This window comes from Lactiplantibacillus daoliensis (assembly GCF_005405005.1).
Taxonomy (GTDB): domain Bacteria; phylum Bacillota; class Bacilli; order Lactobacillales; family Lactobacillaceae; genus Lactiplantibacillus; species Lactiplantibacillus daoliensis.
Genome location: NZ_BJDH01000001.1, coordinates 268,684 through 281,396, shown reverse-complemented (window position 1 = coordinate 281,396; position 12,713 = coordinate 268,684). Strand labels below are relative to the sequence as shown.

General features: G+C 42.9%; 11 protein-coding genes and 1 tRNA gene. 8 read left to right on the top strand and 4 right to left on the bottom strand.

Annotation, left to right across the window (positions count from 1 at the left end; all coding sequences use genetic code 11):
- Window positions 1-34: 34 nt before the first annotated feature.
- Window positions 35-1,054, bottom strand: coding sequence for an aldose epimerase family protein (locus tag FFM64_RS01385; protein ID WP_137606204.1), 1,020 nt, complete (start codon window positions 1,052-1,054; stop codon window positions 35-37).
- 742 nt (window positions 1,055-1,796) lie between these two features.
- Between FFM64_RS01385 and FFM64_RS01380 the strand changes: the two genes are divergently transcribed.
- Both FFM64_RS01380 and FFM64_RS01375 read left to right on the top strand, forming a co-directional pair.
- Entirely contained in the window at window positions 1,797-2,105 is a 309-nt protein-coding gene (locus tag FFM64_RS01380; protein ID WP_137606203.1) for a hypothetical protein, read from the top strand.
- Between the two features lie 236 nt (window positions 2,106-2,341).
- Window positions 2,342-3,094 carry a nitroreductase family protein gene (locus FFM64_RS01375; RefSeq protein WP_137606202.1) on the top strand — a complete coding sequence of 251 codons (753 nt, stop codon included), beginning with the start codon at window positions 2,342-2,344 and terminating at the stop codon, window positions 3,092-3,094.
- A gap of 71 nt (window positions 3,095-3,165) precedes the next feature.
- Here the strand turns inward: FFM64_RS01375 and glpK are convergent, their stop codons facing one another.
- On the bottom strand, window positions 3,166-4,677 hold the full coding sequence (gene glpK / locus FFM64_RS01370; RefSeq protein ID WP_137606201.1) for a glycerol kinase GlpK: 1,512 nt from the start codon (window positions 4,675-4,677) through the stop codon (window positions 3,166-3,168).
- A gap of 329 nt (window positions 4,678-5,006) precedes the next feature.
- On the opposite strand from glpK, the gene FFM64_RS01365 reads away from it, so the two are divergent.
- The 6 genes from FFM64_RS01365 (at window position 5,007) to FFM64_RS01340 (ending at window position 9,508) form a co-directional block, all read left to right on the top strand.
- Window positions 5,007-5,789 carry a hypothetical protein gene (locus FFM64_RS01365; RefSeq protein WP_137606200.1) on the top strand — a complete coding sequence of 261 codons (783 nt, stop codon included), beginning with the start codon at window positions 5,007-5,009 and terminating at the stop codon, window positions 5,787-5,789.
- Between the two features lie 99 nt (window positions 5,790-5,888).
- Window positions 5,889-5,960 (top strand) — tRNA-Asn (locus FFM64_RS01360).
- A gap of 211 nt (window positions 5,961-6,171) precedes the next feature.
- The gene (locus FFM64_RS01355; RefSeq protein ID WP_137606199.1) at window positions 6,172-6,594 is read left to right on the top strand and encodes a Spx/MgsR family RNA polymerase-binding regulatory protein; all 423 of its coding nucleotides are present in this window, start codon (window positions 6,172-6,174) and stop codon (window positions 6,592-6,594) included.
- 139 nt (window positions 6,595-6,733) lie between these two features.
- Window positions 6,734-6,937, top strand: coding sequence for a hypothetical protein (locus FFM64_RS01350; protein WP_137606198.1), 204 nt, complete (start codon window positions 6,734-6,736; stop codon window positions 6,935-6,937).
- A 568-nt stretch (window positions 6,938-7,505) separates the two neighbouring features.
- A complete protein-coding gene (locus FFM64_RS01345; RefSeq protein WP_137606377.1) occupies window positions 7,506-9,074 on the top strand; it encodes an Nramp family divalent metal transporter in 1,569 nt (522 codons plus the stop codon).
- Between the two features lie 2 nt (window positions 9,075-9,076).
- Window positions 9,077-9,508: a universal stress protein gene (locus tag FFM64_RS01340; protein WP_137606197.1), complete on the top strand. Its 432-nt coding sequence runs from the start codon at window positions 9,077-9,079 to the stop codon at window positions 9,506-9,508.
- A 94-nt stretch (window positions 9,509-9,602) separates the two neighbouring features.
- On the opposite strand, the gene ppx is transcribed toward FFM64_RS01340, so the two are convergent.
- Both ppx and FFM64_RS01330 read right to left on the bottom strand, forming a co-directional pair.
- The gene (ppx, locus tag FFM64_RS01335; RefSeq protein WP_137606196.1) at window positions 9,603-10,556 is read right to left on the bottom strand and encodes an exopolyphosphatase; all 954 of its coding nucleotides are present in this window, start codon (window positions 10,554-10,556) and stop codon (window positions 9,603-9,605) included.
- Window positions 10,557-12,713 carry an RNA degradosome polyphosphate kinase gene (locus FFM64_RS01330; protein ID WP_137606195.1) on the bottom strand — a complete coding sequence of 719 codons (2,157 nt, stop codon included), beginning with the start codon at window positions 12,711-12,713 and terminating at the stop codon, window positions 10,557-10,559.

Genomic DNA, 12,713 nt, shown 5'->3' with positions numbered 1-12,713 from the left:
TAAAAAAGATCGGCAATTGCCGGTCCTTTTTTGGTTAGACATCATAAATATTTGAAAATTGATAAGCGGTTTGCGTGGTGACAGGCACATTCGGTTCGATAATGATACTCCCGAATTCTTTGTGGTGAATTGCATCAGGTAACGTTTGTGGTTGTAAAGAGACGCCTAATTGTGAGCGCATCGGTTTGCCACCATTTAAGCGATAACGATCGTCACGATAGTTGGTCGCGCTGGAGACGACGATGGCTTTAGCGTCAGTCCGTAAAGTGACTTTGCGTCCGCTAACACGGTCCAGTAACTCCACTTGCGGATAAGGCGTGTTGTTTAACACAAAGCCATGGTGGAGGCCGTCTTTAAGTTTGGCGATCTGTGGTCCAATTTCAGTTCGGTCACGAAAATCAAACGGTGAGCCGGTGACCCAAGGCAATTTACCGGTTGGAATCCCATGTTTATTGAGTGCACAGTATTCATCGGCATTGATTTTCAAAATTTGGTGGTCGATCAATCGGTCAGCATCACCACTTAAGTTGAAGTAAGCGTGGTTAGTTGGATTGAAGAGCGTGGCTTTGTCGCTTTTCCCTGTATAACTGATCGTAAATTTTCCAGTATCATCTAAAATGAAATCTGCCGTAATCGTCATGGTCCCAGGGAAACCATTCTCGCCATCCAAAGTGATGTACTGCATGACTAGGCCGACTTGTGTCGATGTTTGTAATTTACGTTCCAGAAACCAAGGCTCAAAGGAAATTTGCGGCATATTACCGCCATTTAAATTATGTTCACCAAAATTTTGCGTTAAGTCGTAACCGCGCCAGTGGGCATTTTTAAGGACGCCCGCAACGCGCGCAATCGTGGCCCCGAAAAATGATTGATAAGTAATATAGTCTTCGCCATTATCGAAACCTAAAATGACGTTGGCATATTTGCCATCTTTATCGTGGGTCCTGATTGCGGTTATCGTGGCACCCCAATCCATGATGGTCACGCTCATGTGATGATTGTTCACTAATGTGTAATAGTTTATCCCGTTGGCCTGATGCTCAATTATCTTCATAAACTCATTCACTCCAATGCATGCCTGACAATTCTTTTAATACTATTAGTATATTTCATTACGGTGTGGAATGCGAATGATTGCCCAGCTGGATAGTGATTATTTTGTAAATTTTATCACAAGACGAATCGCCAAAAATTGCGGCCGGTATAATCAACAAAATGTTCATCAGATATTTATTTAATAGTATTTTAACTAGCATCAACATTCTGGCATGCGTAATTAAGGAGGGACTACTGGTCAATGTTAGTTGAACTAATTAATTTTATGATGACTGAGAACTGCTTCACGCTGGGATAGAAACCAGATAACAGTCCTGTTAAAGTTGCTTCTGACGTCGGTACTATCCGGGCAAATATAAAATTCAAATAATTTAAGTATTTATTTTTGCTAACCGTTGACAACGCTTACAATTTCGATTATCCTTAGTTTGTAAGGTATTTAGTTACCTTCTAATCAATTCTCTTTCTCTCTTATGCCGACCACTATCTTTGGATAGTGGTTTTTTTGTCTAGAGTGTGAAGTGCCACGGTTTGAGGGTGAGCATTGCCTAGCTAAGGGTCAAATGCATTTCTTGCATTGGGCCCTTAGCATAGCAAGCGGAATCCTCAGTGGCGCTGAACACGTTTCGGCAGTTAATCTAAGGACCGACAATAGATTAGCCGATGCGCAAATCCCCACTCTTAGCTTTTGACACTATCCCGAACCCCAGCTATACTAAAAATGAAGTGAGGGATTCGTTTTGAAAAATCATGAAGTCTTGGATTTAATTCAAGAAATTACGCGTAACGATGGCACAACTTATATGGAAATTGGCAATATGGTCATGAATGGCCGTGCTGAATTGGCCGCTGAACGTGGTTTTATTAAGCAAGTCCGAATTTTACAATTGAACATTCCCCATTCAACCCATGTTGAAAAATACCAAGATTATATCAATAAAAATTTTGAAATACCGGATGAATCAATGGATCATTGGGATGAATGGACTAAGACCCCAGATATGCAAGCGGAAGTCTACTTGATTTTAAAAGAAAACCATATTGGGTAATATGATTGGCATCGGTCAGCGCTGGTGCTTTTTTCGTGTCTCGGTTTAATGAAAGTGTTATTGTAAATCAAGGTTATCTGACTGGAAATTAGGCCATTACAGGGCCGTTGAAGATGTTTTGGGGAATCATCGGTGCTTTCCTTAATATGACCGGAAACGGTCTGAGATAAGTAAATAATGGTCAATCTGATGTCCACAAGCAAGTGAATTTGAACCAGAATAGGAATGAGTAAAGTATGTCGGAATTAGTGATTGATAATTTAAAATCTCATCGTAGCTATCGAAATTTCACGGGACAACCAGTTACGGATGAGACTTTAGCAAAGATTGTGTCAACTGCGCAACATGCGCCAACTAGCCAGTATTTGCAGGCGTATAGTTTGATTGAAGTGACTGATCCTGTAATTCGGCAGGCAATTGCCAAGATTACGACGCGGGCAACGGTTGCGACACAAGGGCGCTTGCTGGTCGTATTAGCGGACCAGCATCGTAATGTACAATTAGCTGCAACACCGATTGCAAAGCGTGCACTGACCGAATTAGACCGTTTTATGGGGAGTGTGGAAGATGCGACCTTGATGACGGAAGCCATGGTGATGGTGACAGAAAGTTTAGGTCTAGGCAGTGTGGTGTTGGGTTCGATCAATAATGACACGCAAGCGGTTATCGATTTACTAAAATTACCGGCATTAACGCTACCGGTGTTTGGTTTTCAAATTGGTTACCCAGCAACTCAACCAGAGATTAAGCCCCGGCTGGGATTAGATGCCATGCTATTCAAAAATCAGTATGCTGAACCCAGTGACTATCAAACTGAATTGACTAAATTTGATACGCGGCTACATGATTACTACCAGCAGCGTGGGGATAATGCCCGTGATGAACATCTGGCTGACATGACTAGAGAAGCCCTAGGGACCGCTGCAAAACGGCGTGACTTTTTGAAGATTGCCCGCCGCCAAGGCTTTTTACCAGAAATTGACGATTAGTCGGCATGTGTTCTTGCGCTCTGATGAACCAAGTGAAAAAGCCTCCGAGAAAAAATCTCGGAAGCTTTTTATTAGCCTTCATAGGGCGTGTGTTTGAATAATTGAGCCGCTTTAACGGCCGTTTGCCAGCCCGCGTAGAGGTTGTCGCGTTCGGCTGCGCCCATCTTAGGGGTGAATTGGTCACCAATCTGATGAGCGGCTTTAATTTCATCGAGGTCGGACCAGTAGCCAACTGCTAAGCCAGCTAGAAATGCAGCCCCTAACGCGGTGGTTTCCAAGTCGGCTGCCCGCTGAATTTGCACGTCTGAAATATCTGCTTGAAATTGCATTAACCAATCATTACGGGCGGCGCCACCGTCGACTTTCAAAGTGGGAATCTCAACGCCGGCGTCATTTTTCATGGTGTCAATGACATCGCGTGATTGGTAGGCGAGGGATTGTAAGGTTGCTTTGACGAAGTCAGCCCGGGTGGAACCCCGGGTTAAACCGAAGACAGCGCCACGCGCATTGGAATCCCAATAGGGTGCCCCTAATCCCGTAAAGGCTGGCACAACATAGATTTCATTATGATTATGTGACTCACGTGCCAGTACTTCGGAATCAGGTGCGGATTCGACCAATTGCATCCCATCTCGTAACCATTGGATTGCAGATCCCGCGACAAAAATCGAGCCTTCCAAGGCATAAGTGATTTTCCCATCAAGTCCATAGGCAATGGTAGTTAACAGGTTATTATCGGAAAGTTGGGGTTGTTCGCCAATATTCATGACAATGAAGGCCCCGGTGCCGTACGTATTTTTAACCATTCCCGTTTCAAAGCCCATTTGACCGAACAGTGCTGCCTGTTGGTCACCGGCCATCCCACTAATTGGAATCGCACTTCCGTAGAAGATATAGTCCTTCGTGGTCCCATAAACCTCGGAGTTTGAGCGGACGTCAGGCAACATGGCGCGAGGAATATTGAGCAGTTTAAGGATGCCGTCGTCCCATTCCAAATCGTGAATATTAAATAACATTGTTCGACTGGCGTTGGAATAATCAGTGACATGTGCGGCGCCACCGGTCAGTTTCCAGACGAGCCAAGTATCAATGGTCCCAAATAACAAGTCACCGTTTTCCGCTCGTTGTTGTGCCCCTGGGACATGGTCTAAAATCCAACGAATTTTAGTGGCAGAAAAATAAGCATCCGTCACGAGACCGGTGTGCTTATGAATTAACTCGCCGGCACCATCCGCAATTAGTTGATCGGCAAGTGGCGCAGTTTGACGTGATTGCCAAACGATGGCGTTGTAGATTGGTAAGCCGGTGCGCTTATCCCAGACAACGGTTGTTTCACGTTGGTTTGTAATCCCAATGCCTTTGATTTGACTGGGATGGATACCAGAGTTGATAAAAACATTGGCGATCGTGGAAGAAACAGCATTCCAAATTTCATTTGCGTTGTGTTCGACCCAGCCAGGCTGGGGAAAGTATTGTGGAAACTCACGTTGCGAGTCAGCCACTTGATGACCAGCATGGTCGAAAATAATCGCGCGGGTGCTGGTCGTCCCTTCGTCAATTGCCATAATGTATTCGGCAGTCATACAGTTTTCCTTCTATTCTATTAGCAGTTTAAGTTAATTGAAATCGTTAACATTATGTCTGATATTATCATGCTTTCATAAATTTGTGAATAATCGGCCGATAACAATCGTTAATTTAACGATCGAATTGAAATTGAAACTTTTAGCGGATTTTAACTATACCGATTTAGCAAAAGTGAAAGGGATATCATTGCCAACTGGATGCCAACTCGATTCTGAAGGGTTTGTTTTGACCACTAACAAAAACTTGTGTCCAATTGAAAAATGGACCAATCTAGCTATAATGAACTTCCAATGCAATAACTCTAAAGGTTATGGAGGTTCAGCAGATGCAAAAAATAAAATTCTTTTTAAAAGGGTCGGCCGCAGAATCCCGATGGCTCAATCGGCAAGCCCAGCGTGGTCAACAGCTAACCGGAATTTTTGGCTACTGTTATCAATTTAAAGCAGTGGCGCAACCAGGCCGAGTGCTGGTTGAATACTTACCAACGGAAACCCTGATCGCAATGGTCGACACCTTTCACCCGTTAGCAAGTTATCATTTTAAGCATCATCGGTTGGCCGCCGTTTACTCACGAATTACGACCAATGATCGTGTCGTTAAGGGTGATGATGAGTATCGATTGAAAGTGGTGCGGCAAGCTCGCGACACGGCTTTAAATTGGGTTAACGGTGCGGTAGTTGTTTTTTGGCTAATGATGAGTGCTGCAATCTTGTTTGCCAATCAAACACGGTTCATGATTCCGACAGACACATTTTTGAGTGGACTGGGACTAGGAATGTTACTTTGTAGTTTGTTAGTGACGACGAGCATTGTCGCGGCAATTCGGTTGCATCGACAGGTTCGCACATTAGTCCAGCTGACAGGCAACGATGAAGGCACTTGGAAACCGACTTTTCACGTGATGTTTCGGCATCAAAAAGACGAACCAGACACGGAACAGTTTGCTGAATTGGGTAAATGGCTGTTATCGGTCCACAATAATAAAGGTGATTACTATTTTGATCTGCGTTCTAATCTAAGTGAGTATGACATTAGAAATACGCTTAAAAAAGTTATTAATAAAGAAGATTTTACAGTGATGTCCTGCTTCGGCCTATATCCACTCTAGGATTTGTGATTAATAATTTCTGTGAACAAATTAAAATAAAATTAGAAAAATGATTGATTTTGGTTTAGTAGATGTGTTATAACTATTGAGTAGCAAAATTGCCCAGTAGTTCAGCGGTAGAATAATTGACTGTTAATCAAGAGGTCGCTGGTTCGATCCCAGCCTGGGCAGTTAGTAAGTCAAAACGGTTTGAGCGGTATCTCGTCATTGAGATACCGCTTTTGTCGCCAGTCGTTTAGTTTTGAATTTGGTCAAACATAAATCACAAAAACGTCAACAAAAAAGTTCTGACAAACCTTGACTATTCTTGACTAACAACGTATACTTACTATATAAAAGTAAGTAAGAAAATCGCTTACTGTAAACTTAGGAGGAATTCATCGTGACAGTAAATTTATATTATTCAACATCTAGCAAGTCAAGCCGTAGTGCCCGCGCATGGTTAGTTGCTAACAACATTGCTTTCAATGAACGCGACATTATTGCGAACCCTCTAGATCGCGATGAATTGAAACAGATCCTCCGGCTAACCGAAAATGGCTTTGAGGACATTGTTTCAACGCGTTCTAAGGCTTTCAAAGCATTGCACATTGACTTGTCGGATCTTGGCTTTAACCAGTTATTAGATCTGCTCGTTGAAAAACCACAACTCTTAAAACGACCAATCATTTATGATGGGCGTCGTTTACAAATCGGGTACAACGAAGAAGACATTCGGGCATTCTTGCCACGTTCAGTGCGTAAGTCAGAACTACGTCAAATTCAACAAAAATTGTACGATGACGACCAACAAGCAGTTGGGTAATAGTCATCAAAGATTCCGGTTAACGCCGGGATCTTTTTTTATATCGGCGAGTGAAGTTGTTGTTCAGTCAGCTTATCTTGTGTACAATTTAAATGTGAACATTGTCGGTGAATCTAGATAAGTTAAAGGAGTTTTTAGCATGAGTGAAGAAGATCAATCAATGTGGGCAATTACGGAATTAAAAAAGTTGCAGACCTCTGCAAATGAAGCTACCCTTGTGGCGATTATTAAAGTGATCGAGGACCAGCAGGCAGAAATTGAAAGTCTCCGCGGGTCGATGGAAGGGCAACTATGGAGTCCTAATAGTTGGAAAAAAGATCAAGATGAACAACACGGTAAGTAGCGGGTTGTCTATCTAAAAGTAGACCCACTCAATTTCAACGCTCCGTCAGTCAAAATCGGTGTGCTGTGGGGGGACGGCACCAGCCATGGTACGGTCTGGTGCCTCAATTCAAAGCCGAAAGAACACGTCTTTGATTAGTCAGCTAAGAGCGCCGTCTAATCTTACCGACACTGCGCACCGATTTTGATTGACTCCGCTAAGCGTCGATAACGAATTTATTCAATAAAGAACTACTTCCTATTACCTGGTTGTTGACTAAGACTAGTTTAGCTAGTCGCTGTCAACAGCCTTTTTTTGCGTATTTAAAATTTTTATTTTAGGTCGGCAGAGGAAAGTTGTACGCTGAAATCAAAAAAATATGGTAGCGCCAACAAGGTTGCTGTGACACTGGTTATAGTTTGACAGCGGACCGGTAACAATTCGTTGCTTAAATCATGACTAGCAACGGATAATTTTCTAGGCACGCCTAAAAAACATTTCCATTTGGGATTGTTTATAGTACAATTACAACTGTTCAATTAATTCAAATTAAACAAAGGGGGAGTTTTACTTGAACAAAGAAAATGCAATGGGTGGCCAGAAGCATAAGCTCATTCAATATGCGAATGGCCCATCCTTAGAAGAGATCAACGGCACGATTGAAGTACCCAAGAACCTTAATTTTTGGAAAACTTTATTTGCCTATTCTGGGCCAGGTGCCTTAGTCGCAGTTGGTTATATGGATCCAGGTAATTGGTCGACGTCAATTACTGGTGGGCAAAACTATCAGTACATGTTAATGTCTGTCATCTTGATTTCAAGTTTGATTGCGATGTTACTACAATACATGGCAGCTAAACTTGGAATCGTGAGTCAGATGGATTTAGCCCAAGCTATTCGAGCGAGAACTAGTAAGTCATTGGGGATTGTTTTATGGATTTTAACTGAGTTTGCTATTATGGCGACCGATATTGCGGAAGTTATCGGGGCAGCAATTGCGTTATATTTATTATTCGGAATTCCGCTAGTTGTCGCGGTATTTATTACGGTGTTTGATGTATTAGTTTTGCTATTATTGACCAAAATTGGCTTTCGAAAGATTGAAGCAATCGTGGTTTGTTTGATCCTAGTCATTCTATTTGTCTTCGTCTATCAAGTCGCACTTTCTAGCCCTGACTGGGGTGGTGTGATTAAGGGGTTGGTCCCAACAGCCGCCACCTTCTCAACGTCACGGAGCGTTGCTGGGATGACACCGTTATCTGGTTCTTTAGGAATCATCGGTGCGACGGTTATGCCACATAACTTGTATTTACATTCGGCTATTTCACAAACGCGTAAAATTGACCACAGTGATGAAAATGATGTGGCTCGGACCGTTAAATTTGCGGCTTGGGATTCAAATATTCAATTGTCCTTTGCGTTTGTGGTGAATGCATTACTCTTAATCATGGGTGTCGCTGTCTTCAAGAGCGGTGCGGTTAAAGATCCTTCATTCTTTGGTTTGTATGAAGCCTTATCGAATACGTCAATGCTCAGTAATGGTATTTTAATTGGTGTGGCTAAATCTGGGTTACTTTCAGCATTGTTTGCCATCGCCTTATTAGCTTCAGGACAAAATTCAACAATTACTGGGACATTGACTGGGCAAGTGATTATGGAAGGCTTCGTGCATATGCGGATGCCACTATGGTTACGTCGATTAGTCACACGGCTTATTTCAGTTATTCCAGTGCTCATTTGTGTCATGTTGACTAGTGGTAAGAGTGCCATTGATGAACATACGGCGCTGAATAATTTAATGAATAACTCGCAAGTCTTCTTGGCGTTTGCCTTACCATTCTCGATGCTACCGTTACTAATGATGACTGATAGCAAAGTTGAAATGGGTAATCGTTTCAAGAATTCACTGGTAATCAAAGTTTTAGGTTGGTTGTCGGTCATTGGTTTGACTGTTCTGAACATGATTGGTCTGCCAGATGCCGTGTTAGGGTTCTTTGGGGATAAGCCGTCAGCCGGTGAACAAACATTATCAACAATCATTGCTTACGTATTAGTGGCAGCAATTTTGGCCCTACTTGTCTGGACCGTTTACGATTTACGGCGTGGTAATCAACGTTATGCGGCGCAACAAGCGGCCACAGCTAAGGATGGTGAGTAACGATGAGTACAACTTTTAAACGGATTTTAGTTGGGGTTGATGATTCAGCTGATGCAATGTTAGCTTTTGAATATGCGATTCAACAAGCGGTCCAAACCGATGCTGAGTTAGTAATCGTGTCGATTTTGGAAAATGATGAGATGAACGTTTACCAAGCGTTAAACAAGGATTATGTTCATGGGGAACGTGACGAACTTCAAAAGCATCTATTGAAGTATCAGAAACAAGCACAGGATGCTGGTGCTCAACACGTCCGGACTCTCATTGCAGAAGGTGAACCTGGGGAAACAATCGTTAAAGATGTCATTCCACATCTGCAACCAGATTTATTAATTATTGGTTCGATTGCTAAAAAGGGACTCGCGCGGCGTTTTGGAAGCCAAGCAGCCTATATGGCAAAGTATTCACCGGTTTCAGTCTTAGTGATTCGCTAAAGTGTTAGGTTAATTCAATAAGTTGTTCCAAACAATAAAGCGCTCAATCAAGTTGATTTCTTGATTGAGTGCTTTATTGTCGTTTCATTAAACCTTATTCTGTCACTTTGTTGTTTTGTTCAGCTAATTCGGTCAGATGTTCAAACAGAATCCCTTCTCGCAAACCATTTTGCGAGAAGATGATGCGGTCTGAGTCCAGGAAGCGCATTAACATGATTGCCGGAATCATCCCACCAACGATAATGTCGGCGCGATCTTTTGCTAGGCCGGGAATCTTGGCCCGACCGGCGGCATCTTGCGAAAGAACTTCTTTAAAGGTACGATAAATTGCCTCGTCACGTAGCCGATAGCCATGAATATCTTCGAAGTTTAGCAAGTTGCTTTTACGGCGGTTAATTTTAGCCAACGTTCGGTTACTGCCACCTAAGCAAACTAGCGGTAAGTTGAGGCCGTTGCGTAACCACCAGACACTATTGAATAATTTATCGACGAAAGTCATGGTGTCAAAGAGGGCGCTGGCTGGAATTTGGTCATTCAAGTTGAATTTTTCGGACAGGCTCACCGCACCAATCGGTAAACTAATTAAGTGCTTGGCTTGGCCGTTAACGATTAAAACAAGTTCGCAGCTACCGCCACCGGTATCCATCATGACACAGTTGGTGGTTGGCAGCGTATTCACAACTCCGAGATAGTCATAGTAGGCTTCACTGGTGCCTGGAATCACATCGATTGTCAAACCGACTTCTAATTTGACCCGCTTCAGAAACTTTTTTTGATTGGTTGCTTTACGAGTCGCAGCCGTAGCAACTGCTTTGATTGTTAGATTCGGTAACTTTTCGTAAACTGCCTTAAAAGATTGTAACGCGGCGATTGTCCGGTCGATAGCTGCTGGTTGTAAGGTGGGCATTTCTGACTCGTCCTCATTTTCGGACAATCGCACCATTTCCTTTAACCGATGTGTGACGGTGTAACTACCATCGGGCTGAATCTGAGTAATGGTCATGCGACAAGAATTTGAGCCTAAATCAATTACAGCAAAATTTTCCATCTATTGCTCATCTCCATCATTACCTAACGGGTTCGGTTCATTCTTCGGGCTCATCATCGGAATAAACTGATGGGCGCTACTCTTGGGTGTCGGGGTAGCATGATCACCGGCCACCCGCTTTTCAGCACCAGCAATAAAGGCTGCTTGTGAATCCAAGGTTGGTAAACCACGACGATCACATTTTTGAAAACTGTTGTCCGCCTGTAAAATTCGTGTTTTGACAGTATCATGCCACATGGTTTCAAAAATTGTTATGGCGCGATCGCTGATTTCAGGTTGCAACAGTGGGAAGAGTAGTTCAACGCGACGATTTAAATTCCGAGTCATCATGTCCGCACTCGAAAGGTAAATTTGTGGCTCACCATCATTGCTGAAATAGTAAATCCGACTGTGTTCGAGTAAACGACCGATGATGGAATGTACTTCAATATTATCTGAAATTCCTTTGATACCTGTTCGGAGGCAACAAATCCCACGAATAATCAGCTGAATTTTGACGCCTGCGTGGGAAGCTTCATAGAGTTTACTGATAATTTGCGGATCAGAAAGGGAATTCATCTTCATTTTAACTAGGGCAGGTCGGCCAGCCTTGGCGACTGCAATTTCGGCATCCAGTTTTTCATTGATGAAGTCGCGGATGCCATCTGGTGAAATGTGCAATTTATGGAAATAAGGGGGTTCAGAATAACCAGATAACATGTTGAAGATGTTCGACGCATCAATTCCCATGTCAGTGTCGGCAGTGAATAAGCCCATATCGGTATAGAAATGGGCCGTGACATCGTTGTAATTCCCAGTTCCCATGTGCATGTAGCGTTTGATGCCTTCGTTTTCACGACGGACGACCAAGGCCAACTTACAGTGAGTCTTTAAGCCAATCAGCCCATAAATGACGTGGCAACCCATTTCTTCAAGCTTCTTAGCCCAGTGGACGTTGTTCTCCTCATCGAAGCGCGCTTTAACTTCAACTAACACGGTAACTTGTTTGCCATTTTGTGCTGCTTGACCTAAATACTTAATAATTGGTGAGTCTGCTGAAACCCGGTAAAGCGTCATTTTGATAGCCAAAACGTTTTTATCTTCAGCGGCTTCGTGAATGAAATCGACAACCGGTTGGAAGTCGTCATAGGGATATTGCATCAAAATATCATGATCTTTAATCAAGTCGAAGATTGATTTTTCCCGATAAACTGCGGGATAGTAAGCATGATACTTAGGATAGTTGAGATCATCATGACCGGTAATTGATTTGACTAACTTCGATAAGAAAGTTAAATCGAGCGGTCCGTTGACGACATAGAGTGAACTTTCCGTGGTTCCCAGCGCACGTGCTAGCCGTGTACGTTGATGTTTACTCATGCTCTTTTCAACTTCTAAGCGCATGACTTTCCCGTGTTCCCGCATTTTCAATTGCTTTTGAACTTCTTTTAATAGATCGGAAGTATCTTCTTCGGCAACGTCTAAATCGAGATCTCGGATGACCCGGTAGGCACTGGTTTCCTTAACTGTGTAGTTAATGAATAATGAGCCCACAAACGCCTTGATGATATCTTCAATCAAAATAAAGCGATTTTCGGCGCCTGGTAAAATGACAACTCGTGGAAACACATCTGGTACTTGGACCGTTGCAAATTTACGGTCTTTTTTATTGCCATTTTTATAGATCCGTAACGCGATATTTAAGGTGTTATTACCAATAAATGGGAAGGGACGTGATGAGTCGTCTGCCATCGGTGTCAATGCTGGGTACAATTCGTCATCAAAATAGTTTTTGACAAATTCATGCTGTTCCTCAGTCAGTTCGGCCATGCTTAATAACTTGATGTCATGTTGTTCCAATAACGGCAAAAGTGAGCGGTTTAACGTGTTATATTGACGTTTGACCATTTCATGGGCTTGGTCGCTAATGGCAGCAACTTGGTCAGCAGGTGTTAAACCAGCTGGATCAGTCTTTGTGTAATTAACCGAAACTAATTTACGTAATGACGCCACGCGGACCGTGAAAAATTCATCCAAATTACTTTGAGTGATCCCCAAAAAACGCACGCGTTCCAGGAGTGGATTGTCTTTATCGCGGGCTTCGTCTAAGACGCGATAGTTGAAATCTAGCCAACTTAATTCGCGGTTGGTATAATAGCTTTCCTTTTGATAATTCAT

Excerpts from the sequence above, each read along its gene's own strand:
- FFM64_RS01385 (WP_137606204.1), bottom strand. The coding sequence starts at position 1,054 with ATGAAGATAATTGAGCATCAGGCCAACGGGATAAACTATTACACATTA.
- ppx (WP_137606196.1), bottom strand. The coding sequence starts at position 10,556 with ATGGAAAATTTTGCTGTAATTGATTTAGGCTCAAATTCTTGTCGCATG.
- FFM64_RS01345 (WP_137606377.1), top strand. The coding sequence starts at position 7,506 with ATGGGTGGCCAGAAGCATAAGCTCATTCAATATGCGAATGGCCCATCC.
- FFM64_RS01330 (WP_137606195.1), bottom strand. The coding sequence starts at position 12,713 with ATGAATTATCAAAAGGAAAGCTATTATACCAACCGCGAATTAAGTTGG.
- FFM64_RS01375 (WP_137606202.1), top strand. The coding sequence starts at position 2,342 with ATGTCGGAATTAGTGATTGATAATTTAAAATCTCATCGTAGCTATCGA.
- FFM64_RS01365 (WP_137606200.1), top strand. The coding sequence starts at position 5,007 with ATGCAAAAAATAAAATTCTTTTTAAAAGGGTCGGCCGCAGAATCCCGA.
- glpK (WP_137606201.1), bottom strand. The coding sequence starts at position 4,677 with ATGACTGCCGAATACATTATGGCAATTGACGAAGGGACGACCAGCACC.
- FFM64_RS01340 (WP_137606197.1), top strand. The coding sequence starts at position 9,077 with ATGAGTACAACTTTTAAACGGATTTTAGTTGGGGTTGATGATTCAGCT.
- FFM64_RS01350 (WP_137606198.1), top strand. The coding sequence starts at position 6,734 with ATGAGTGAAGAAGATCAATCAATGTGGGCAATTACGGAATTAAAAAAG.